This window comes from Streptomyces sp. NPDC101490 (assembly GCF_044767145.1).
Classification (GTDB): domain Bacteria; phylum Actinomycetota; class Actinomycetes; order Streptomycetales; family Streptomycetaceae; genus Streptomyces.
On record NZ_JBIWNI010000020.1, the window covers coordinates 1 to 20,978 of the forward strand.

Annotated in this window: 21 protein-coding genes; 15 read left to right on the forward strand and 6 right to left on the reverse strand. The window is 74.1% G+C overall.

All coding sequences use genetic code 11. The annotated features are described in order from the left end of the window. Window positions 1-146: 146 nt before the first annotated feature. Both ACIRQY_RS27740 and ACIRQY_RS27745 read right to left on the reverse strand, forming a co-directional pair. On the reverse strand, window positions 147-536 hold the full coding sequence (locus tag ACIRQY_RS27740; RefSeq protein ID WP_403930548.1) for a very short patch repair endonuclease: 390 nt from the start codon (window positions 534-536) through the stop codon (window positions 147-149). A gap of 69 nt (window positions 537-605) precedes the next feature. Then, window positions 606-1,601 (reverse strand): hypothetical protein, encoded by a 996-nt coding sequence (locus tag ACIRQY_RS27745; RefSeq protein ID WP_403930402.1) that lies wholly within the window; start codon window positions 1,599-1,601, stop codon window positions 606-608. Between the two features lie 63 nt (window positions 1,602-1,664). Between ACIRQY_RS27745 and ACIRQY_RS27750 the strand changes: the two genes are divergently transcribed. Genes ACIRQY_RS27750 through ACIRQY_RS27760 form a run of 3 tightly spaced genes read left to right on the forward strand, consistent with a single transcriptional unit; the run spans window position 1,665 to window position 4,197 of the window. Beyond that, window positions 1,665-2,462 carry a class E sortase gene (locus ACIRQY_RS27750; protein WP_403930403.1) on the forward strand — a complete coding sequence of 266 codons (798 nt, stop codon included), beginning with the start codon at window positions 1,665-1,667 and terminating at the stop codon, window positions 2,460-2,462. Then, complete coding sequence (locus ACIRQY_RS27755) at window positions 2,459-2,692, forward strand: hypothetical protein (protein WP_403930405.1); 234 nt, start codon at window positions 2,459-2,461, stop codon at window positions 2,690-2,692. The genes ACIRQY_RS27750 and ACIRQY_RS27755 overlap by 4 nt, the downstream gene beginning before the upstream one ends. Beyond that, complete coding sequence (locus ACIRQY_RS27760; protein ID WP_403930407.1) at window positions 2,689-4,197, forward strand: sodium:solute symporter; 1,509 nt, start codon at window positions 2,689-2,691, stop codon at window positions 4,195-4,197. Before ACIRQY_RS27755 ends, ACIRQY_RS27760 begins: the two co-directional genes overlap by 4 nt. Here ACIRQY_RS27760 and ACIRQY_RS27765 read toward each other — a convergent pair. Beyond that, window positions 4,163-5,644 (reverse strand): MFS transporter, encoded by a 1,482-nt coding sequence (locus ACIRQY_RS27765; RefSeq protein WP_403930550.1) that lies wholly within the window; start codon window positions 5,642-5,644, stop codon window positions 4,163-4,165. The genes ACIRQY_RS27760 and ACIRQY_RS27765 overlap by 35 nt on opposite strands. A gap of 205 nt (window positions 5,645-5,849) precedes the next feature. Here ACIRQY_RS27765 and ACIRQY_RS27770 point away from each other — a divergent pair, with 205 nt between their 5' ends. From ACIRQY_RS27770 to ACIRQY_RS27785, 4 genes are all read left to right on the forward strand, one after another. Next, on the forward strand, window positions 5,850-6,377 hold the full coding sequence (locus ACIRQY_RS27770; protein ID WP_403930409.1) for a winged helix-turn-helix transcriptional regulator: 528 nt from the start codon (window positions 5,850-5,852) through the stop codon (window positions 6,375-6,377). 262 nt (window positions 6,378-6,639) lie between these two features. Next, window positions 6,640-6,936 (forward strand): DUF6412 domain-containing protein, encoded by a 297-nt coding sequence (locus ACIRQY_RS27775; protein ID WP_351782669.1) that lies wholly within the window; start codon window positions 6,640-6,642, stop codon window positions 6,934-6,936. Between the two features lie 109 nt (window positions 6,937-7,045). Beyond that, complete coding sequence (locus ACIRQY_RS27780; protein WP_403930412.1) at window positions 7,046-7,795, forward strand: YidC/Oxa1 family membrane protein insertase; 750 nt, start codon at window positions 7,046-7,048, stop codon at window positions 7,793-7,795. Between the two features lie 137 nt (window positions 7,796-7,932). Beyond that, entirely contained in the window at window positions 7,933-8,790 is an 858-nt protein-coding gene (locus tag ACIRQY_RS27785) for a fumarylacetoacetate hydrolase family protein (protein WP_351782663.1), read from the forward strand. Window positions 8,791-8,985: 195 nt separating this feature from the next. Here ACIRQY_RS27785 and ACIRQY_RS27790 read toward each other — a convergent pair whose 3' ends face one another. After that, entirely contained in the window at window positions 8,986-10,137 is a 1,152-nt protein-coding gene (locus ACIRQY_RS27790; protein WP_403930414.1) for an NADAR family protein, read from the reverse strand. A 139-nt stretch (window positions 10,138-10,276) separates the two neighbouring features. Continuing rightward, window positions 10,277-11,383 (reverse strand): Gfo/Idh/MocA family oxidoreductase, encoded by a 1,107-nt coding sequence (locus ACIRQY_RS27795; RefSeq protein ID WP_403930416.1) that lies wholly within the window; start codon window positions 11,381-11,383, stop codon window positions 10,277-10,279. A 55-nt stretch (window positions 11,384-11,438) separates the two neighbouring features. On the opposite strand from ACIRQY_RS27795, the gene ACIRQY_RS27800 reads away from it, so the two are divergent. After that, window positions 11,439-12,527: an ROK family protein gene (locus ACIRQY_RS27800; protein ID WP_403930417.1), complete on the forward strand. Its 1,089-nt coding sequence runs from the start codon at window positions 11,439-11,441 to the stop codon at window positions 12,525-12,527. Between the two features lie 103 nt (window positions 12,528-12,630). Here the strand turns inward: ACIRQY_RS27800 and ACIRQY_RS27805 are convergent, their stop codons facing one another. After that, complete coding sequence (locus tag ACIRQY_RS27805) at window positions 12,631-13,743, reverse strand: TolB family protein (RefSeq protein ID WP_403930419.1); 1,113 nt, start codon at window positions 13,741-13,743, stop codon at window positions 12,631-12,633. A gap of 425 nt (window positions 13,744-14,168) precedes the next feature. Here ACIRQY_RS27805 and ACIRQY_RS27810 point away from each other — a divergent pair, with 425 nt between their 5' ends. From ACIRQY_RS27810 to ACIRQY_RS27840, 7 genes are all read left to right on the forward strand, one after another. Continuing rightward, window positions 14,169-15,362, forward strand: a complete 1,194-nt coding sequence (locus tag ACIRQY_RS27810) for a hypothetical protein (RefSeq protein WP_403930421.1) — start codon at window positions 14,169-14,171, stop codon at window positions 15,360-15,362. Then, window positions 15,359-16,117 (forward strand): GntR family transcriptional regulator, encoded by a 759-nt coding sequence (locus ACIRQY_RS27815; protein ID WP_403930423.1) that lies wholly within the window; start codon window positions 15,359-15,361, stop codon window positions 16,115-16,117. Before ACIRQY_RS27810 ends, ACIRQY_RS27815 begins: the two co-directional genes overlap by 4 nt. 134 nt (window positions 16,118-16,251) lie before the next feature. After that, window positions 16,252-17,373, forward strand: coding sequence for a TIGR03364 family FAD-dependent oxidoreductase (locus ACIRQY_RS27820; protein ID WP_351782643.1), 1,122 nt, complete (start codon window positions 16,252-16,254; stop codon window positions 17,371-17,373). A 5-nt stretch (window positions 17,374-17,378) separates the two neighbouring features. Further along, entirely contained in the window at window positions 17,379-18,113 is a 735-nt protein-coding gene (locus tag ACIRQY_RS27825) for a phosphonatase-like hydrolase (RefSeq protein ID WP_403930552.1), read from the forward strand. After that, the gene (locus ACIRQY_RS27830; RefSeq protein WP_403930424.1) at window positions 18,110-19,162 is read left to right on the forward strand and encodes an ABC transporter ATP-binding protein; all 1,053 of its coding nucleotides are present in this window, start codon (window positions 18,110-18,112) and stop codon (window positions 19,160-19,162) included. Before ACIRQY_RS27825 ends, ACIRQY_RS27830 begins: the two co-directional genes overlap by 4 nt. Then, a complete protein-coding gene (locus ACIRQY_RS27835) occupies window positions 19,155-20,147 on the forward strand; it encodes a 2-aminoethylphosphonate ABC transporter permease subunit (RefSeq protein ID WP_403930426.1) in 993 nt (330 codons plus the stop codon). Before ACIRQY_RS27830 ends, ACIRQY_RS27835 begins: the two co-directional genes overlap by 8 nt. Beyond that, window positions 20,134-20,931, forward strand: coding sequence for an ABC transporter permease (locus tag ACIRQY_RS27840; RefSeq protein ID WP_403930427.1), 798 nt, complete (start codon window positions 20,134-20,136; stop codon window positions 20,929-20,931). The genes ACIRQY_RS27835 and ACIRQY_RS27840 overlap by 14 nt, the downstream gene beginning before the upstream one ends. The last annotated feature ends 47 nt before the right edge of the window (window positions 20,932-20,978 follow it).

A 20,978-nucleotide genomic window follows, 5' to 3' on the forward strand; every position in this document is an offset into this window, starting at 1 on the left:
AGCGGTCACACTCAAGCTCCTCAAGGGAGCGGTCACGGTCCACGAGTCGAGTCACCGACCGATCGTCCCATGGCAGATCTCAAACGCGGTCTCAGTGCGCGTGCTCTGGAATGATTGACGGGGGCAGCATCGTTTGCCCCCGTCAATCAGCCTGGCCTTGTGGCTTGCGTCTCCGCTTTCGTGAGTGCTACGGCGCGAGCCACGGAGTCGGGAGCCTCGTGTTCCCAGAACCGCAAGACCCTCCATCCCTGGGCCTCCAGGTGCTCCGTCGTCTCACGGTCACGAGCCATGTTCTTGTCGAGCTTGGCTCGCCACCACTCCGCGTTTGCCTTGGGCTGGGTGGCGTGTTGCGGGCAGCCGTGCCAGAAACAGCCGTCAAGGAAGACCGCGATCCTGGCGGTTTTCCATGCGATGTCGATTGTGCGGCGGGGTATGCCTGGGACCGGGACGCTTACGCGGTATCGCAGGCCCGATGCATGCAGGAGTCGGCGGACCGCCAACTCCTGAGAAGTGTCACGGGATCCTTGACGGCTCATACGGGCCGAAACGGACGAAGAGGACGGCACGGCAGGGGACACACCTGCATTGTGTCGCAAGTCCGCTGATCACTCTCCCCCGTGGCACCCCCCATAAACCCCCTCGCCCCCGCACCAGCACCCCTCGCCCCAGGCCGGGGGCCATGTCGTGGCTCGGCCTCGGGCGGCGAGGGTGGTGGCGTACTGGGGGAGGAGGGCCGGGTTCGCGGGGTGGGTGGATTCCGAGGCCGCGAAGGCTTCGTAGGAGGGGACCGTGGCGCGGACGATGCCCAGGTTCGGGGTGCCCGCCTGGGCGAGTTCGCGGAGGGAGGCCTCCAGGTCGGTCAGATGGGCCGTGTACGTGGGGTACTCGGCCTCCAGCTCCGGGTAGGCCGTCAGCAGCTCGTCCAGTTCCGCTTCCGGCCAGTGGAGGACCGCCACCGGGAAGGGGCGGGAGAGGGCCGTCCGGTAGGTGCCCAGTTCCGAGCGGAGCCGGGTGATCTCCGCCTGGAGCTCCACCGGGTCGGAGGAGCCGAGGGCCCACAGCCGCTTCGGGTCGTGCAGCTCGTCCAGCGGCACCTCCGCCGGGTGCAGCCGGTCCGCCAGCTCGTCCCAGGCGTCGTGCGGGAGCGCCAGCATCCTGCGGACCCGGTGCCGGGTCGTCAGGAGCGAGCGGGTGGGGTGCGGGAGCTCGTCCGGGGTGACCAGCAGCGTCGCCGCCTCCGTGAGGGTCGACTCCGCCGCCTCCAGCTCGTCGTGGGCCTCCAGCGTCTCCGCCACGATCTCCCACGCCGCCGCGTCCGTGGGCTTCGCCCACCGCACGCCGTCGATGATCGCGCGGGCCTCGGCCTCATGGCCGTACTCCCACAGGTTCGCCGCCTTCAGCGCCCTGATCAGCACGGGGTTCGCGGGTGACGTGGACAGCAGGTCGTCGTAGAGCACGGTGGCGCGGGGGCGGTCGCCCGCCAGCTCCAGGTGGGCGGCCGCCCGCAGGAACAGCGGCTCCCTGTCCCCGGGGTACTGCGTCGCGGTGCGCAGCAGTCGCTCGGCTTCGGTGGTGTGGGCGGCAGGCGTGTCGGGGCGCATGGTCTCCACCGTACTGCTGTGCGGGCCTGGAGAGTTGGCGCGCCGGCGCCTATCGTGCCCCGGGTGCGGGCACGGAGGGGACAGCGGGTGCCGGTGGTCGTCCAGGGACGGGGGCGGCGCCGCACCGGTGCGCGCGTGCTGTGGGTCGCCGCCGAGACCGTCGTCACCTGCGGTGTCCTCGTCCTCCTCCTCGTCGTCCACCAGCTCTGGTGGACCAACCAGGAGGCCCTCGCCGAGGCCCGTGACCAGGTGCGGGTCCTTGAGCGGCAGTGGGAGGCCCCGGCTCCGGTGCCGGGCGCGGTCCCCGGCGGCCCGTCGCCGTCCGTCCCCCGGCCGGAGCCGGGGCGGCCCACCGGAGCGGGTACCGCCCCCGAGCCCGCCCCCGCCGGGTCGCCGGACACCGCCCGACCCGGGAGCGCGGGTGCCTTCGCCGTGCTCCGCATCCCCCGGCTCGGTCTCGCCGTGCCCGTCGCGCACGGGGTGTCCAAGCGGTCCGTCCTCGACCGGGGGTTCGTCGGGCACTATCCCGGCACCGCCGCCCCGGGCCGGACCGGGAACTTCGCGCTCGCCGGGCACCGCAACACCCACGGCGAGCCCTTCCGGTACGTCAACCGGCTGGTGAAGGGGGACGAGATCGCGGTACGGACCCGGGACGCCACGTACACCTACCGCGTCGACCGGATCCTGCCGCGCACCGCGCCCCGGGACGTGGGGGTCATCCGGGCCGTGCCCCGCTCCCTCGTCCAGCCGTCCTACGGGTACACGGCCCCCGGCGCCTATCTCACCCTCACGACCTGCACCCCCGAGTTCAGCAGCGCCTACCGGCTCGTCGTCTGGGCGAAGCTAGTCTCGACCGGGTGATCAGACGCAGGCCCCAGCTGCTGTGGCTCCTCCTCCCGTACGTCCTGTTCGTCGCCGCGCTGCCCTTCGTGAACCGGGTCCCTCTCCTCGTCCTCTGGCTCCTCGGCGCCACTCTGGTCACTCCCGTCGCCGTCGGTCTCGCCCGACGCGGAGACCTGCGCGCGGAACGGGCCGCGCGGGCCGAGCGGACGGAGCGGGCCGCGCGGACGGAGCGGGGTGACCGGGGATGAGTCCGGCCGCCGTCTCCGTGTCCGTCTTCGCGGTCTTCATGGTGCTGACCGTCGTCCTCGGACTGCTCGCCGTCCGCCGTCAGCAGGGCGGCGGGCTCGACGCCTGGTCGGTCGGCGGGCGTTCCCTCGGGCCGGTCTTCATCTGGGTGCTGATGGCGGGCGAGGGCTACACCAGCTTCAGCTACCTCGGCGCCGCCGGATGGGGCTACGACTACGGCGCCCCGGTCCTGTACGTCGTCGCGTACATGTCCTGCGGTTACGCCGTGGGGTACGTCGTCGGGCCGATGCTCTGGGGGTACGCCCGCAAGCACGGTCTCGTCGCGCTCAGCGACACCGTCGCCCACCGCTACCGCCGCCCCTGGCTCGGCGCCGCCGTCGCCGTCCTCGCGACCGTCTTCCTCCTGCCGTACATCCAGCTCCAGATCACCGGCATGGGGGTGGTCGTCGCCACGATCTCGTACGGCACGATCGGTCTCGACCTCGCCTACTTCCTCGCCTTCGCCGTCACCACCGGCTTCGTGGTGGTCAGCGGGCTACGCGGGAGCGCCTGGGTCTCCGTGCTCAAGGATGCGCTCGTCGTCCTGACGCTGGCCTTCCTCTTCGTCTACGTGCCGCTGCACTACTTCGGCGGGTTCGGGGACTTCTTCGGGCGGCTCGTCGACGAGAAGGCCGAGTGGCTGAAGCTGCCGGGACACGGGGGAGCGGAGAGCGGGTACGGCGTCGGCTGGTTCGCCTCCACGACGGTGCTGAACTCCCTCACCGTCGTCATCTTCCCGACGACCGTCGCCGGGTACCTCGGCGCCCGTGACGCCGACACCCTGCGCCGCAACGCCGTCTGGCTGCCCGCGTACAACGTCCTGCTCTTCGTCCCGATGCTGCTGGGCACGGCCGCCCTCTTCGTCGTCCCCGGTCTGGTCGGCGCCGAGTCGAACCTCGCGCTGTTCAAGCTGGTCACGGACTCCCTGCCGGCCTGGGCCGTCGGGCTCGTCGGGGTCGCCGCCGCCCTCTCCTCGATCGTGCCGATGGCCGTCTTCATGCTGGTCATCGGCACCATGTGGGGCCGGAGCGTGCTCAGCCTCGCGCCCGGACCGCAGGCCCGTGAGAAGGGCCTCTCCCAGCTGGTCGTGGTCGTCGCCGGGGCACTCGCCCTCCTCATGACCTACACCGCGCCGAACACCCTCGTCCGGCTCTCCCTCATCTCGTACGAGGGAATGGCCCAGCTCCTGCCGCTGGTGCTGCTGGGTCTGGTGTGGCGGCGGATGACTCTGGTGGGCGGGGTGAGCGGGCTCGCCGTCGGCGTCGTGATCGTCTGCGCCCTCGTCTTCTCCGGGCACGATCCGGTGTGGGGGACCAACGCCGGGCTCGTCGCCCTGGCCGTCAACCTGGCCGTGAGCGTCCTCGTCAGTCTGTACGGGCCTCCCGGCCGGGCCGACGACCGGCCCGACGGGGAGGTCCTCGCGCGGGAGGAGTTCACCGACGCGGCCGTCGGGACAGGCCGAGGGTGACCGCCGCGCCGGTCAGCGCGAGCGCCGCCGCGACCAGGACGGCGGTGTCGGGGCCGGTGCCCGTCGTCGCCAGGGCCAGTGTCAGGGCCACGCCCGCCGAGGAACCGACGTAGCGGGCGGTGTTGTTGGCGCCCGAGCCCATCGCCGCCCGCTCCGGCGGCACCGAGTCGACCGCGAGCCGGGGCAGGGCCGCGTTCAGGAGGCCGCTGCCCGCGCCCGCCACGAGCAGGCCCGGCAGCAGCCGGGGCCAGGACCCGGCCGCGCCGTCCAGGGCGCCGAGCAGCGCGAGCACTCCCGCCGCCGACAGGACGAAGCCCAGCGCCAGTTGGTACGGGGCCGAGAGCCGGCCCGCGAGCCGCCGCGCCTGCAGCGCCACCACGAACGCCGTCCCCGACCACAGCACGAACAGCCACGCGGCCCCGAGCGGTGACATCCCGGCCCCGCCCTGGAGCAGCGCGGGCACCACGCTGAACAGGCCGATCACCGCCAGGCCCGTGAACAGCGCCCCCAGCGTCGAGGCGAGGAACGCGGGCCGCCGAAGCAGCGCCAGGTCCACCATGGGCGCCCGGCTCCGGCGCTCGACCGCCACGAACAACGCGGTCAGGGCGGCCGATGCCAGCAGCAGAAGGCCCACCTGGGGCCGCAGCCAGCCGTCCCGCCCGAGGGTGAGCGCGGTCAGCAGCGCCGCGAGCGCGAGCCCGAACGCCGCCGCACCCGCGAGATCGGGACGGGGGCGGGGGGCGGTCGCGGATGCGGGGGAGGGGCGGGTGGTCCGGGGGGCCGGGGCGTTCACCGCTGTCGCTCCGGTTGCGGTGGCCGGGGGGATCACTGGGGCGGGGGTGTTTCCTGGGGCCGGAGTGCTTCCTGAGACGGGTCCGGGCCCACCGGCCGGGGCGCCTCCCCGGCCCGGCGCGTCCCCGCCTCCCCGGCCCGGCGCGTTCCCGGTGTCCCGGCCCGTGCCCAGCGTCCTCGCGCCGACCGCCGCCGTCGCCAGGGCCGCCGCGCCGAGCACCCCGTACGCGAGCCGCCAGTCCAGCAGGCTCAGCGCGCCCGCGAGCAGCGGGCCGAGGGCGATGCCGCCGCTGACCGACGCCCCCCAGATCCCGGTCGCCCTGATCCGGTCCCGGCCCGCCGGGTAGGACTCGGCGAGGAGCCCCAGGCTGCCCGCGAGGACCGCCGCGCTCGCCGCGCCCTGGGCGATCCGGGCCGCCGTGAAGGCGACCGTGCCGCCCGCGAGGGCGCCGAGCGCGGTGGTGAGGCCGAGGGCGAGGGTGCCGAGCAGGAAGATCCGGCGGCGCCCGTGCGCGTCGGCGAGGCTGCCCGCGACCAGGAGGAGGACGGCGAGGCCCAGCGGGGTGCCGTTCAGCAGCCAGGCCTGGGCCGAGGCCGGCGTCCCGAAGGCGGCGGCCATGTCGGGGAGCGTGAGCATCGGCGCGGTGTAGTTCATCAGGGCGACGGCGGTGGCCGCGGCGGTGACGGCGAGGACCCCCCGGGGGCGGGCGGCGCGGGGCGGGGCGGCGGCGGGAGCGAGGGACGCGAGACGGGGCACGGCGGGAACCTCCACCCGTGGGTTCGGTGAACGAACTTGGTAGGTGGACTCACCGTACCAGCAAGGTTCACTCAATGAACCTGCATTGGGTACGATGGGTCGTATGGCTCTCGGCAAGGACTACGCCCACCAGCAGTGCTCCATCGCCCGCGCCCTCGAAGTCGTCGGCGAGCGCTGGACCCTCCTCGTCGTCCGCGACGCCTTCTACGGCGTGCGCCGCTACAGCGACTTCCTCGCCCACCTCGGCGTCCCCCGCGCCGTGCTCGCCGCCCGCCTCGGGGCCCTCGTCGAGGCCGGGGTCCTCGAACGGCGCCGCTACCAGCAGTCGCCCCCGCGCGACGAGTACCTGCTCACCCCGCGCGGTCTCGCCCTCTGGCCCGTCCTGCGCTCACTGGGCGCCTGGGGCAGGGCCGAGGCGCCCGGGGCCGTACCGGTGCGCCACTTCCACCACGCGGACTGCGGCACGGAACTCGGTCCGTACGGCGAGTGCCCCGTCTGCCGTGTCCCGGTGGCGCCCGCCGACGTCGAGATGCGGCCCGGCACCGGGCTGGACCGGGACCCCGCCGACCCCGTCAGCCGCGCGCTCCTCCACCCCCGCCGCCTCCTGACCCCGCTACACGCGGACGCCTGAGGCCGGACGGCCGCGAGCCCGGACGCGCAGGGGGATGCGGGCGGCGGGCCTCCCGCCCTTCGGAGCCGGGCCGCCCGCGCCCTCGGAGCCGGGCCGCCTCGCCCGTCGGCGCCCGGCCGTCCGTGCCCGTCAAGCGAGCCGTGTGCGAATATCGAACGAGTGAACCCGTGGTGCCCGTCCGCCCGGAGGGAACTTCCGTTCCTCCCCGTGCGTCCTCATCGCGGGACACCGCACGATCCGCAGCCGGGAGAGGGGGAAGGCCATGACCGTCAGGGACCTCTTCCCGCGCGTCCTGGCGCCGCTGTTCTTCCTCCTCGCCCTCGCCGACCTCCTGCTCTCCGACGGCGCGAGCGTCTCCGCCGCCGTCGCCCTCGCCGCGACCACCGTCGTCTGCTCCCTCTTCGGAGCGCGTACAGCCCCCGCCGTGCCGACGACCGTCGTCCGCACCGCCATCCGCGACCGCGAGCTGCGCACCGCCTTCCTGCCCCAGCGCGACCCCGACGCGGCCGGGCGCCGCAGACCCCGCGCTCCCGGCCGTCTCCTCCCGACGGCCGCGTAGGGAGCCCCCGCACCACACCGCACCACCTCCGACCGGGCCCCGCGCGGATCCGTCATGCCGAGAACCCCTTTTCTCCCCGGCACGACGAGACCCCACGGAGGGCTCCCCCTTGTCCGTCTTCGCTTCCCTGGTCGAGTGGCTCGCCGACCTGCTCCAGCCGCTGTTCGCCGGTACCGCGACGGCCGCCGCGATCATCCTCTTCACCGCGCTGGTCCGGCTCGCGATCCACCCGCTGTCCCGGGCCTCCGCCCGGGGGCAGAAGGCCCGCACCCGGATCGCGCCCCAGCTCGCCGCGCTCCGCAAGAAGCACGCCAAGAACCCCGAGCGCCTGCGGAAGGAGGTCACCGCGCTCCACGCGCGCGAGAAGGTCTCGCCCTTCGCGGGAATCCTCCCGAGCCTGCTCCAGGCACCCGCCTTCTTCCTCATGTACCACCTGTTCTCCGGCGGCCGGATGACCGGGCACGAGCTCTTCGGCGCACCGCTCGGGAACCACTGGGCCGACGCCCTCGCGGACGGCGGTCTCCTCGGCCCCGCCGGGCGGGTCTACCTGGCCCTGTTCGCGCTGGTCGCCGCCGTCGCCACCTTCACGTACCGGCGCACCAGGCGGCAGCTCGCCGCCCAGCCCCTCGACCTGGGCGAGCAGGCCCCGGGCATGGGGACCCTCACCAAGATCATGCCGCTGCTCTCCTTCGGCACCCTGGTCACGGTCGCCGTCGTCCCGCTCGCCGCCGCCCTCTACGTCGTCACCAGCACCACCTGGACCGCCGTCGAGCGGTCCCTGCTCTTCCGGGACCAGGGGGAGAAGGAGGCCCGGGCGGAGCGGCCGAAGAAGGGCGTCGCCGCCGCTACTCGCGCGTAAGGGTCCACGGGCTGAACGGGGTCTTGCCGCATGACCCGTTCTCTTGGAGGATCGACCAATCCTCCGATGGCCGCACTCCATCGGCCGGGGCACCTCGGGGCCCTTCCCGGGCCCACCTCGACCACAGGGAGAAGTCCATGAAGCTGCTGCGTGTCGGCCCGCCGGGGGCCGAGCGGCCCGCCCTGCTCGACCAGGGCGGGACCCTGCGCGACCTGTCCGCCCTGGTCGACGACATCGACGGCGGTCTGCTCGGCGACGCCTTCGCGCTCGACCGGGTCCGCGCCGCCGCCGGGGCCGGGGTCCTGCCCCCGCTCGACGCCACCGGACTGCGCGTCGGCCCGCCCGTGGGCCGGATCGGCAAGGTCGTGTGCATCGGGCTGAACTACCACGGCCACGCGGCCGAGGTGGGCGCCGCGGTCCCGGCGGAGCCCGTCGTCTTCCTCAAGGCCTCCGACACCGTCGTCGGCCCCGACGACACCGTGCTCGTGCCGCGCGGCTCGGTGAAGACGGACTGGGAGGTCGAGCTGGCGATCGTCATCGGCCGCACCGCCCGCTACCTGGAGACCGACGAGGAGGCCCTCGCGCACGTCGCCGGGTACGCCGTCGCCCACGACGTGTCCGAGCGCGAGTTCCAGATCGAGCGCGGCGGCACCTGGGACAAGGGCAAGAACTGCGAGACCTTCAACCCGCTCGGCCCCTGGCTCGTCACCGCCGACGAGGTGCCCGACCCGCAGGCCCTCGGCCTGCGCCTCTGGGTCAACGGCGAGCTGAGGCAGGACGGGCACACCTCGGACCAGATCTTCCCGGTCGCCGAGGTCGTGCGGTACGTCAGCCGGTTCATGACCCTCTACCCGGGCGACGTCATCAACACCGGTACGCCAGCCGGGGTCGCCATGGGGCAGCCCGACCCCAAGCCGTACCTGCGCGCCGGTGACGTCGTCGAGCTGGAGATCGACGGACTCGGACGGCAGCGGCAGGAACTCAAGGGAGCCTGACGGGGGCCGGGTCCGGGGCCCGGCCGAACGGTGATCCCCGGCGAAATCGGCGGCGCCCCCGCGTGGGGCGTCGCCTTTTTCCTCATCTTTTTTGCATATTGCCGGATATGGAACGAAACACGCATGAGCGACGACGTGATCTGCGACGCCTAGCCGTCATCGCCGCGTCCACGGTCGGGGCGACCGCCCTGGGTGTCACCGGAGTTCGACCGCCCCGGTGAGGTCGTGCACCGTGAGAATCCCTGCTCGTCGTGCCTGCAGCTCGGAGCGGACGAGTTCGAGGATGCGCCCCGACCAGTTGCGGCCCCGGCCGGCGTTGTCGCCCCAGAAGGTCGAGTCCATGTCGTCGTAGATCACGGTGGCGTCGTCCGTCGCCAGCAGGACCTCGGCCAGTTCGGGGTGCTGGTCGTACTTGGCGCGCAGCAGGCTTGTCATGACTGCGGTTCGGGCGTGTTCCCAGCCTTCGCGGCGAGGGGTCTCGGTCGCGAGCACGCGTGCCGCAGTGGCGGTCTCCGACGCCGCGATCGCGTGCTGGATCTCCGGGTCGGCGACCGACAGGGCCCAGTAGGCGTGGGCGACGGAGGGGTAGTCGGTGTCCGCGACCGTGATGGGGGCGGGGTAGTCGTGCCGCAGGCCGAGGTTGCCGGGATCGTCCACCGGCCGGGTCGGGAACGAGTGGTAGAGCTGGACGGCCGGGGCGTGCGGTGTCGCCGGTCCGTCCGCGGGGATACTGGTGGCCCTCTCGGACCTCCAACGGGCCCGCTCCTCGAAGTACGCGAGGGCGCTGTCGTGGTCCTCCTGCGTGACCGTTCCGTCGAACGGTAGGTAGGTCCGGCCCCCGGGCCCTGCCACCAGGACCCGCAGCGGCCAGTCCTTGCTGTCCATGTCGCCCAGCGCGTAGCGGCGCTGAGATTCCGGGACGGCCAGGAACGCAGCACGGGCCGCAGCCCGGTTGACCTCCGTCCGGTCGGCGAGGAAGACATCGACGGCAGCCAGGCACCGGCCGGTCGAGTCGGGCCGCCCGTTCAGCTGGTCGATGCTGTCGCGGACTTCGGCGACCAGCAGCTCGGGCGTGAGCCGGCTCTCCGCCTCGCTGAACTTCCAGTCCGCCAGCTCGTGGGCGGAGGCCTCGCCGCCTTCCGGGAAGCTGGTGGCCACCCAGCCGGTGCGCAGCTTCTCCTCGAACTCCTCGACGGTGACCAGGCCCCAGCAGTCGATGAGTCCATCGGCGTAGATGAAGAGGTCGGTGAGGAAGTAGTGGCCGCCGTTGCGGATGAAGGCGTGCCGCCAGGTTCCGGGTATGCGGACGCCGTCCGCCGTGCGATGGGTGATCCGGTTGCCGATCATCCTGGGATTGTGCCGCAGCGGTCGCTGAGCGGACCGTGTTTCTTTCGTGGCGGCTTCCGGGATCTCAAGGCCCCGGTCAGCGTCCCCCACTGAACCCGGCGGTCAGGTTCGATGGCACAGGACACACAGCGCTATCGCGTCACAGCGTCACCGTGACGCCCTCGCGGGCCGAACGGCGGGCCGCCGCCAGGACGTCCAGGGCCGCCGCCGCCTCGTGCGCGGTCACCGGGTTCTCCCCGGTGCCGCGCAGGGCGGCGGCGACGGCCGCGTAGTACGCCGGATAGTCGCCCGGCAGCGAGGCGACCGGGACCCCGCCGCCGGTCAGCGGCGACTCGCCCGCGCCGAGCCTGCCCCACAGCTCCTCCGGCTCCTCGCCCCAGGCGGCCCCCGGCACCGGCCGCAGCCCCTCGCGCAGCGCCGCCTCCTGCGGATCGAGTCCGTACTTCACGAAACCCGCGTCCCGCCCGAGCACCCGGAAACGGGGACCGAGCTGGGCGGCGGTGGCACTCACGTACAGATGGGAACGGACCCCGCCCGCATGGGTCAGCGCCAGGAAGGTGTCGTCGTCGGCCTCCGCGCCCGGCCTGCGCACGTCCGACTCCGCGTACACCGTCACCACCGGACCGAACAGCACCAGCGCCTGATCCACGACATGGCTCCCCAGGTCGTACAGCAGACCGCCGATCTCCTCCGGCGCGCCCGACTCGCGCCAGCCGCCCTTGGGGCGCGGCCGCCAGCGCTCGAAGCGCGACTCGAAGCGCTGGACCTCGCCGAGCGCGCCCTCGGCGAGCAGCCCGCGCAGGGTGCGGAAGTCGTTGTCCCAGCGGCGGTTCTGGAAGACGGAGAGCAGCAGGCCCCGCTCCTCGGCGAGGGCGGCCAGGGCGCGGGCCTCCGTGGCCGTCCCGGCGAGCGGCTTGTCCACGACGACGGGCAGCCCGGCCTCCAGGGCGGCGGTGGCGACGGCGACATGCGTCTTGTTCGGGGAGGCGACGACGACCAGATCGAGCCCCTCCGGACCGTCCGCCCACAGCTCCTCGGGGGAGGCGGCGACCCGGACGCCCGGGTGCGCGGCCCGCGCCCCGGCGGCCCGCTCCGGGTCACGGGTGGTGACGGCGGCGAGCGTGAGGTCCCCGGAGGCGGCGATCAGCGGGGCGTGGAAGACCGAGCCCGCGAGGCCGTAGCCGACGAGCCCGACGCGCAGGGGGGTACGGGGGGCGGCGCTGCCGGTGGGGTCCGTGCCAGTCATAGCCTCACTTAAGCAACGGTGTTGCCTAAGTGCAAGCGGCGGCGACAATGGACCGGTGAAGACGGACCTCGGCGGAGTGAACGTACCGGCGCTGCGCAGCCACAACGCGGCGCTCGTCCTCGACCTGCTGCGCACGGCGGGCGAGACCGGCATCAGCCGCCTCGAACTCGCCGGGCGCACCGGCCTCACCCCCCAGGCGGTCAGCAAGATCACCGCCCGGCTGCGCGCCGGGGGCCTGGCCGCCGAGGCGGGCCGCCGCGCCTCGACCGGCGGCAAGCCCCGGACGGTCCTGCGGCTCGTCCCCTCCGCCGGGCACGCCGTCGGCGCCCACCTCGACCGCGACGAGCTGACCGTCCTCCTGGCCGACCTCGCGGGCACGCCCGTGGCCGTGCGCCGGAGCGCCCTGGACCTGGGCGCGGGCCCGGGACCCGTCCTCGACGCGGTGACGGACGAGGTCCTGCGGCTCCTGGCCGACGCCCCCGGGCCCGTCCTCGGTCTGGGCGCGGCCATGCCGGGGCCCCTGGACCACCGCGCGGGCGTGCCGGGGCGCGTCACCGGCTTCCCGCAGTGGGCGGGCCACCCGGTCCGCGCCGAACTGGCCCGCCGCACCGGGCTGTCCGTCGCCCTCGACAAGGACACCAACGCCGCCGCCCTGGGCCTCGCCCTGCGCCCCGCCGCCCCCGGCTCCTTCGCCTACGTCCACCTCGGTACGGGGCTGGGCGCGGGACTCGTCCTCGGCGGGGCGCCGCTGCGCGGGGACAGGACGGGCGCGGGCGAACTCGGCCACCAGACCGTGCTGCTCGACGGGCCCCCGTGCGCCTGTGGCGGGCGCGGCTGCCTGGAGGTCCTGTGTCTGGCGGCGGTCGCGGGCGGCGACCTTGCCGGGGCCGCGCGGCTCCTCGGCACCGGCGCCGCGAACCTCGTACGGCTCCTCGACATCGACCGGGTCCTGCTGGGCGGCCGGGTGGCGCTGGCCGCGCCGGAGGTGTTCGCGGAGGGGGTACGTGAGGTCCTGGCCGGGCTGGGCCTGCCGACCCCGGTCGAGGTGACGACCGGACGGGACACGGTGGCCGAGGGAGCCGCCTGGCTGCCCCTGGCCTCCCTCTTCGGCAGCCGCGTGGGCGGGGTGTCGAGCGAGGGGTGAGGGGTCACGGGTGACGGGCCGCGGGCCACGGGTCCGAATGCGGCGTGACGGGTGGCGGGTGACAGGTCACGGGTGACGGCCGGGGCGGTCGGCGCGGGACCGGTCAGAAGAAGCGGCGGACGAAGACGTCGGAGGTGCCGTTGGTGTCCCCGGGGACGATGCCGTCGGCCGCCGACTGGAAGACCACGTCCCGCCCGTCGGCGCTGACCGAGTCGGTCTCCGCCGTGGCGGGCTGGTCGGAGACGGTCTCGTCGGTGCCCGTCCGGAGGTCACGCAGGACGAGCGACGGTCCGCCCGTGCCGTTCGGGGCGTACAGCAGATAGCGGCCGGTGGGGTCGATGGCCACGCCCGTCACGTTCGGCACCAGTTGGGCGGTGCCCGAGCCGACGTCGTGGACGTAGGTGTCGGAGCCCGAGAGGTAGACGACCTTGCGGCCGTCGTCGCTGAGCTGGACGAGCGACGCGCTCCGGGAGGGGCCGTCGACCGGGGCGGACGTGGTGCCGGTGGTCCGGTCCCACAGGTACACGTCCGCCTTCTCCAGGTTCTGGTAGGCGAGGTAGCGGCCGTCGCCGCTGAGGGACGGCCGGGCCGGAGCCGAGTTGTTGGCCAAGGAGACGGAGACGGAGCCGCCCTCGCGGTCGGCGACCACCACCTGCCGTCGCTGTCCCGGCTGGGCCAGACCTCCGTAGGCGAGGTAGCGGCCGTCCGAGCTCAACGACGGCTCGTTGCAGCGGTGGCAGCTGATGGGCAGCGTGCCCAGGTCCAGCGAGTGCTGCTGCATCCGCTGGGCGGTCATCCCCTGCGGCGGAGCGGTGGCGACGACCTGCCTCCCGTCGCCGCTGATCGCCGGGGTCCAGCCCTCGATCAGGGGCACGGTCCTGGTCAGGCCGGTCCGCCGGTCGCGGACGTACACCTCGTTGCCGCCCTGCGGCGGGCCGTTCTTCAGCGAGGTGAAGACGACGCTGCGGCCGTCGGGTGTGATCGAGGCGGCGCCGTAGCCCTCGTCGGTCGCGACGCTGATCCTCTCGACACCGGCACCGAGATCGACACCGGCATCCGCACCGAAACCGGCACCGGCATCCGCACCGACACCGACACCGACACCGACACCGACACCGGCATCCGCACCGGCGCTGAGGCCGTCCGTCGCGGTCGTCGGTCCCGCTGCGGCGGCCGTCGCGGCCGTGGGTGTCGCGGTCGCGACCGCGCAGACCACTAACGCCGTGCTCAGAACGACTTTCGCGCGTCTGGACGTGCTCCGGATCGGGTTTCTCTTCATTCCTGTCCTCCTGGACGTGGTTCCTCCGGCGGTTCCGCCGAAGCCCCCAGGGATGCAACCCGCGATAGCCCTATGAGGTCAATGGGTCACATGACGTAGTGGGGAACACTGCTTCGGTCGTGCCGAGAGTGGTCAGCTCCGGCCCTTGAAGTTCCCTCCGACTTCCGCGCCCCTCCGCGCCCCTTTCCCCCGCCTCGCACCAGAGGGCGCGCGTATCAGCCGACCTTCGTACCATCCGCTGATCGGACCGCACATCCCGCTCGTCCGAGGGACCGCGCGGGTGCCGTCACCCCTTCCGCCCCCGCCCCCGTGGCAGGGTCGCGGCCGACCCGTACGCCCGCGAGCAGCAAAGGCCCGGCCCCATGGCATCAGCCCCCCTGCGACCGCGCAGCGCCCGCCCGCTCACGGCCGTCGCCGCCCTCGTGGCCGCCGCCACGGCCCCCCTTGCCCTGGCGGCCCCGGCCCCGGCCGCCCCGGCCCCCGCTGTCCTCGCCGCACCCCCCGCCCTCCACGGCGGCCCCGCCGCCTCCGTCGCCCTCCGTGGGCGCCCCGCCGCTCCCGCGCCCACCCCGCCCGCCCTCCGTGGCGGCCCCGCCGTGCCCGCGCCCGATCCCCCCACCCCCGTCTGCGGCACCCCGTCCGGGTCGGCGTTCCCGCTGGGCGCCCGTATCCGGGGCGGGCCCGCCGACTATCCGGCGGGCGCGGCCTTCCAGGAGTGGTGGCTGGATCTGACCAACACCACCACCGCCCCCTGCTCCGGCATCCACCCCGTGCTCGTCCTCGCCGACCGCGACCGGGTCCTGCGGCCCGGACAGATCCGCTTCGAGTTCTACGACGAGGGGGCCGCCCGCTGGCGCCCGGTCGCCTTCGAGGCGACCGACGAGGCGGAGAACGTGGGCGTGTTCACTGGCTTCGGCGGCTTCGCGGTCCCCGCCGGAGGCACCCTCACCGTCCCCGTACGGCTCGCGTTCCGCGCCGGGACCGCCCCCGAGGAGGTCGTCGTCAGCGCGGCGGTGGTGCAGCGCCGGGGCGCCGACGGCGACTGGGTCGGCGAGTCCGGTGACTACCGGCTGGCCGTCGGCCCGGCCGGACCCGACGGGGCGGCCGAGCCCGACGCCCCCACGGCGGCGGACGCCCCCGCCACCCCTTCCGCCGACGTCTCCGGCACCCCTCCCGCCGATGCCTCCACCGATGCTCCCGCCGACGCCTCCGCCGACCCTTCCGTCGGCACCCCCGCCCCGGGCGACGGGCCCGCCCCGCCCCCCGCACCTGACACATCCGGCGGCCCCCGGCCGCCCGCTTCCACGCCCCGCCCGCCCGCCGCCACCGCCGTGCCCGAGCCCGCCGAGCCGGAGCCGTCCGGCCTCCCCACCCGTCCCGAACTCGCCCAAACAGGAAGGGAGTCGGAGGAAACGGCCCGGCGCGCCGCCCCGTACGCGGGCATGCTCGTCCTGCTCGGCGCCGCCCTCGTCCTCGCCGCACGCCGGGTCCGGCACCCCCGGGTCACTCCGCGTACACCTTCCCGTTCATCCCCGTCTGCGACCATCCCCCGGTGAACTACCAGAGCACCCCCGGCGGTCCCGTCCGTTCCGGCGTCCCCGAGCACGGCCGTGTGCCCAAGTACTACGCGGTGAAGGCCAAACTCGCCCTGGTGGTAGACGAGTTGGGGGAAGGAGGGGTGCTGCCCACCGAGCGGGAACTCGCCGTCCGGTACGAGGTGTCCCGGGAGACCCTGCGGCAGGCGCTGCGCGAACTCCTCCTGGAGGGGCGGGTGCGCCGCCAGGGCCGGGGCACGGTCGTGGCGGGCCCCAAGCTCGAACAGCCCCTCTCGCTCGCCAGCTACACGGAGGGCGTCCGCCGCCAGGGGCTCCGCCCGGGCCGCGCCCTGATCTCGCTCGACCGCTTCCCCTGTCCGGACGCGCTGGCCCCCGAGGTCGGCGCCGAACCGGGCGACCCCGTATGGCACATGGAACGGCTGCTGCTCGCCGACGACGAGCGGGTCGGCCTGGAGAGCACCTACGTCTCCGAGGCCCGGGTGCCCCGCCTGAACACCGAGTTCGACCCGGATTCCTCCTTCTACGCCCATCTCCAGGACCGGCTCGGCATCACGTTCGGCGACGCCGACGAGCGCATCGAGACCGTGCTCGCCACCCCCCGCGAGGCCCTGCTCATCGGGACCCCGCCCGCGCTCCCGATGCTGCTGCTGCACCGGCTCTCCCGGGACACCTCGGGCCGCCCCCTGGAGCGGGTCCGCACCCTCTACCGGGGCGACCGCTTCAGCTTCACCGCCCATCTGGGGCGCCAGGGCTGACCCGGAAGAGCCTGTTCCAGCCACCCCTCGCATCACGAGAAGGTAACGGGTCTGGTCCAAGCTTGTCGGGCCGTTCACCGCCCCGTCGTCCACCGGCCCCGCCCGGGACACCCGCCGCCGCGACCGTCGACGGCATGAAGGTGATCGTCGTAGGGGCGGGCGTGGTGGGAACCATGCACGCCCGGCAAGCAGTGGAACGCGGCCACGAGGTCGTACACATCGAGCGCGAGGCCGAGGCGCGCGGAGCCTCCCTCCGCAACTTCGGCCAGATCTGGGTCAGCGGACGGGCGGGCGGCGAGGAACTCGACACCGCCCTGCGCGCCCGGGAACTCTGGGAGGACATCGGCGCCCGCGTCCCCGGACTCGGCTTCCGGGCCATCGGCTCCCTCACCCCCGTACGGAACACGCTGGAACTCGCCGTCGCCGAGGCGGCCGTCGCCCGGACCGACGCCGCCGCCCGGGACTACCGGCTGCTCACCGCGGCCGAGGCCCGCGCGGTCAACCCCGCCCTGCGCGGCACCTTCGAGGCCGCCCTGTGGTGCGGCCGGGACGCCGCCGTCGAACCCCGCACCGCGCAACTCGCCCTCCGCGAGGCCCTCCTCGCCACCGGGAAGTACACCTTCCTGCCGCACCGCGAGGTCCGTGACGTCGTCGGCGAGAACGCCGTCCGCGACGACCGGGGCGAGATCCACCGGGGCGACGCCGTCGTCCTGTGCACCGGAGCCTCGCTCTCCGGACTCGTCCGCGAGGTCGCGGGCGAGGTCCCCGTCCGCCGCGTGCGCCTCCAGATGATGCAGACCGACCCCCTCGGCGAACCGCTGACCACCTCCGTCGCCGACGCCGACTCCTTCCGCTACTACCCGGCCTACGCCTCCGACGCCCTCGACGCGCTCCGGGCGGGCCAACGGCAGGACCCCACCGCCGCCGCCCACGGGATGCAGCTCCTCATGGTGCAGCGCCTCGACGGCGGACTGACCATCGGCGACACCCACGAGTACGAGCACCCCTTCGCCTTCGACACCCTCGAAGACCCCTACGAGCACCTCACCCGTGTCGTCGAGTCCTTCCTCGGCCGCCCGCTGCCGAAGATCCGGCGCCGCTGGGCCGGGGTGTACGCGCAGTGCGCCGACACCACCCGGGTCGTGCACCGCCAGCGGGTCCGCGACGGCGTGTGGCTGGTGACCGGACCCGGCGGCCGGGGCATGACCTGCTCGCCCGCCATCGCCGAGACGACCGCGAACGAACTGGGCTGGTGAACACGTTGAACACGACCACGACACCGACTGCTAGTACTACCGCCGCTCCGGGTCCGGGTCCGGGTCCGAGGAAGAACCTCGTTGTCCTCGACATGGCGGGCACCACCGTCGCCGACGACGGCCTCGTCGAACAGGCCTTCACCGTCGCCGCCGAACGCCTCGGCGAGGACCCCTCGACGATGATCGGCCATGTCCGCGCCACCATGGGCGAGTCCAAGATCTCCGTCTTCCGCCACCTCCTCGGCGGCGACGAGGACCGCGCCCGGCAGGCCAACCTGGCCTTCGAGGAGGCCTACGGGGAGCTCGTCGCCGACGGCAGGATCGCCCCGCTCCCCGGCGCCGCCGAGACCGTTGCCGCCCTCAAGGAGCAGGGCCGGACCGTCGTCCTCACCACCGGCTTCGCCCGGGTCACCCAGGACGCCATCCTCGACGCCCTCGGCTGGCGGGACCTCGTCGGCCTCACCCTCTGCCCGGCCGACGCGGGCGGCCGGGGCCGCCCGTACCCCGACCTGGTCCTCGCCGCCCTCCTCCGGACCGGCGCCGTCGACGACGTCCGGGGCATCGCGGTCGCCGGAGACACCTCGTACGACATGCTCAGCGGCGTCCGCGCCGGTACCGGGCTCGTCGCGGGCGTCCTCACCGGCGCCCACGACCGGGCCGCGCTCACCGCGCACGGCGCCCACCACGTCCTCGCCTCCGTCGCCGGACTCCCCTCGCTCATCCAGGGGTCCGAGGCATGACCAGCGGCATCCGCTTCGACGCGGTGTCCGTCGCGTACGGCGGCACCACCGTCCTCGACCGCCTCGACCTGACCGTCGAACCCGGCGAGGTGATGGCCCTCCTCGGGCCCTCCGGCTCCGGCAAGACCACCGCGCTGCGGGCCGTCGCCGGATTCGTCCGGCCGGCCTCGGGACGGGTGCTCATCGGCGACCGCGACGTCACCGCCCTCCCGCCGCACCGGCGGGGCATCGGCATGGTCGTCCAGCAGTACGCGCTCTTCCCGCACCTGCGGGTCGAGGCCAACGTCGCCTTCGGCCTCAAGGCGCGGAAGACCCCCAGGGCCGAGATCCCCGGCCGGGTCGCCGAGGCCCTGGAGATGACCGGCATGGCGGCCTACGCCCACCGGTACCCCCGCGAACTCTCCGGCGGCCAGCAGCAGCGCGTCGCCATCGCGCGGGCGCTCGCCATCCGCCCCCGGGTCCTCCTCCTCGACGAGCCGCTCTCCGCGCTCGACGCGCAGCTGCGCTCCGGGATGCTCGCCGAACTGGCCGGGCTCCACCGCGAACTGCCCGAGGTGTCGATCCTGTACGTCACCCACGACCAGATCGAGGCGCTCACCCTCGCCGACCGGATCGCCGTCATGGACAAGGCCCGCCTCCAGGACTACGGCACCCCGCAGGAGCTGTACCGCAGGCCCCGCACCGCGTTCACGGCCTCGTTCGTCGGCAACGCCAACCTGCTGCCGGTCACCGTCACCCCCGGAGGAGCCGCCCTCGGGGAGACCGTCCTGAAGGTCGCCACCGACGGCATCGCGCCCGGCGCGGGCGCCACCCTCTGTGTCCGCCCGCACCTCGTCGGCCTCGGGGACGGACCCAACGCGCTGCGCGGCCGGGTCGCCGAGGTCCAGTGGCGCGGCTCCACCCACCGCCTGTACGTGGAGGTGGCCGGGCACCGGGTCAAGGCGGACGTCCGCGAACTACGGGAGACCCCGCCGCCGGGCACCGAGGTCACGCTGCACTTCGCGCCCGAGGACGCGGTGCTCCTTGGCGCGGGGGTGTCCGATGGGTAGCCGCACGGGCCTGACCGGGAAGCGGGTCCCGCCGAGCGCGCCCGCCCCCGCACCCGCGCCCGCCCCCGCGCCCGCCTCCGTACCCGCGCCCGCGACCACGCCCGCCTCCGTACCCGCGACCACGACCACGACCGCCCCCGCCCCCGCGCCCGGGGCCCCCGCCCCCGAGCCCCCCGCCTCCCGGCGGGCGGTTCCCGGCTGGGTCTGGGCCCTGCCGCCCGTCGCCGTGCTCGCCGTCGCCTTCCTCTACCCGCTGGCCCTGGTCGTCCAGGAGTCGCTGGCCCCGGGGGCGTACGCCGACGTCCTCGCCTCGGCGTCCTTCCGCGAGGCGCTGGTCACCACGGTCTGGCTGGCCGTCGCCTCCACCGCGGGCTGTCTCGTCCTCGGCTTCGTCCTCGCGGTCGTGATCGCGTTCGTACCGTTCCCCGGCGGGAAGGCGGTGGCCAAGTCCATCGACGTCTTCCTCTCCTTCCCCTCGTTCCTGATCACCCTCGCCCTGCTCTTCCTCTACGGCAGGGCCGGCATGGCCAACGGCCTCTGGACGGACGTCACCGGCGAGCCCACCGGGCCCTTCGCCTTCCTCACCACCCCGTGGGGCGTCCTCCTCGCCGAGATCACGTACTTCACCCCGTTCGTGATGCGGCCCCTGCTCGCCGCCTTCTCCCAGCTGGAGACCGCACAGCTGGAGGTGGCGTCCTCGCTGGGCGCCCGCCCCGCCAGGATCGCCCGGCAGGTGATCCTGCCCGAGGCACTGCCCGCGCTCGCGGCGGGCGGCAGCCTCGTCCTCGTCCTCTGCCTCAACGAGTTCGGCATCGTCCTGTTCACCGGGGCCAAGGGCGTCACGACCCTCCCGACGCTCGTCTACGGCAAGGCGATCCTGGAGTCCGACTACGCCGCCGCCTGTGTCGTCGCCGTCGTCAACATCGCCCTCTCCGCCGGCCTCTACGGCCTGTACCGGGGGGTGAGCCGCCGTGCTGGTGCATAGCCGCACAGGACGCCGGGCGGTCTGGGCCGTCTTCGCGGTCCTCTTCGTCCCGCTCTTCGCCCTGCCCCTCCTCGTCATCCTCACCGCCTCCTTCGCCACCCACTGGTCCGGCGCCCTCCCCTCGGGACCCACCACCGCCCACTACACGGCGGCCGTCCGGGGCGAATCCCTCCGGGCGCTCACCACCAGCCTGGTCACCGCCGTCACCGCCAGCCTGGTCGCGCTGACCGTCGGCACCTGGGCCGCGCTCGCCGGAGCCGCCCTCGGCAGGAAGGGCCGCAAGGTCCTCGACGCCCTGTTCATGCTGCCGGTGGCGGTGCCCTCGGTGGTCGTCGGCCTCGCCGTCCTCGTCGCCTTCTCCCAGCCGCCGGTGCTCCTCAACGGCACCCGCTGGATCGTGCTCCTCGCCCACACGGTGCTCGTCACCGCCTTCGCCCACCAGTCGGTGTCGGCCGCGATCCGGCGGCTCGACCCGATGTACGAGCAGGCGGCGGCCAGTCTCGGCGCCCGCCCCTCGTACGTCCTGCTCCGGGTCAGGCTCCCGCTGCTCCTGCCGTCCCTGACCGCGGCGGCCGGGCTCTGCTTCGCCCTGTCCATGGGGGAGCTGAGCGCCACGATGATGCTCTACCCGCCGGACTGGGTCCCGCTGCCGGTGCTCGTCTTCACCTCCACCGACCGGGGTTCGCTGTTCACCGGCTCGGCGCTGGCCGTGGTCCTCATGGCCGCGACCCTGCTGGTCCTGCTCGCCGTCTCCCGCATCCGCACCAGGGCCTCGTTCCGCTGAGGCCTTTTCCCCTCTCCTCCAGAGCTTCGTCCAGACCTTCCAGGCCC

Bases quoted from the DNA above. Each gene is read 5' to 3' on its own strand.
- ACIRQY_RS27740 (WP_403930548.1), bottom strand. From the start codon at position 536: ATGAGCCGTCAAGGATCCCGTGACACTTCTCAGGAGTTGGCGGTCCGC.
- ACIRQY_RS27745 (WP_403930402.1), bottom strand. From the start codon at position 1,601: ATGCGCCCCGACACGCCTGCCGCCCACACCACCGAAGCCGAGCGACTG.
- ACIRQY_RS27760 (WP_403930407.1), top strand. From the start codon at position 2,689: ATGAGTCCGGCCGCCGTCTCCGTGTCCGTCTTCGCGGTCTTCATGGTG.
- ACIRQY_RS27765 (WP_403930550.1), bottom strand. From the start codon at position 5,644: ATGAACTACACCGCGCCGATGCTCACGCTCCCCGACATGGCCGCCGCC.
- ACIRQY_RS27770 (WP_403930409.1), top strand. From the start codon at position 5,850: ATGGCTCTCGGCAAGGACTACGCCCACCAGCAGTGCTCCATCGCCCGC.
- ACIRQY_RS27775 (WP_351782669.1), top strand. From the start codon at position 6,640: ATGACCGTCAGGGACCTCTTCCCGCGCGTCCTGGCGCCGCTGTTCTTC.
- ACIRQY_RS27785 (WP_351782663.1), top strand. From the start codon at position 7,933: ATGAAGCTGCTGCGTGTCGGCCCGCCGGGGGCCGAGCGGCCCGCCCTG.
- ACIRQY_RS27790 (WP_403930414.1), bottom strand. From the start codon at position 10,137: ATGATCGGCAACCGGATCACCCATCGCACGGCGGACGGCGTCCGCATA.
- ACIRQY_RS27795 (WP_403930416.1), bottom strand. From the start codon at position 11,383: ATGACTGGCACGGACCCCACCGGCAGCGCCGCCCCCCGTACCCCCCTG.
- ACIRQY_RS27810 (WP_403930421.1), top strand. From the start codon at position 14,169: ATGGCATCAGCCCCCCTGCGACCGCGCAGCGCCCGCCCGCTCACGGCC.
- ACIRQY_RS27820 (WP_351782643.1), top strand. From the start codon at position 16,252: ATGAAGGTGATCGTCGTAGGGGCGGGCGTGGTGGGAACCATGCACGCC.
- ACIRQY_RS27830 (WP_403930424.1), top strand. From the start codon at position 18,110: ATGACCAGCGGCATCCGCTTCGACGCGGTGTCCGTCGCGTACGGCGGC.
- ACIRQY_RS27835 (WP_403930426.1), top strand. From the start codon at position 19,155: ATGGGTAGCCGCACGGGCCTGACCGGGAAGCGGGTCCCGCCGAGCGCG.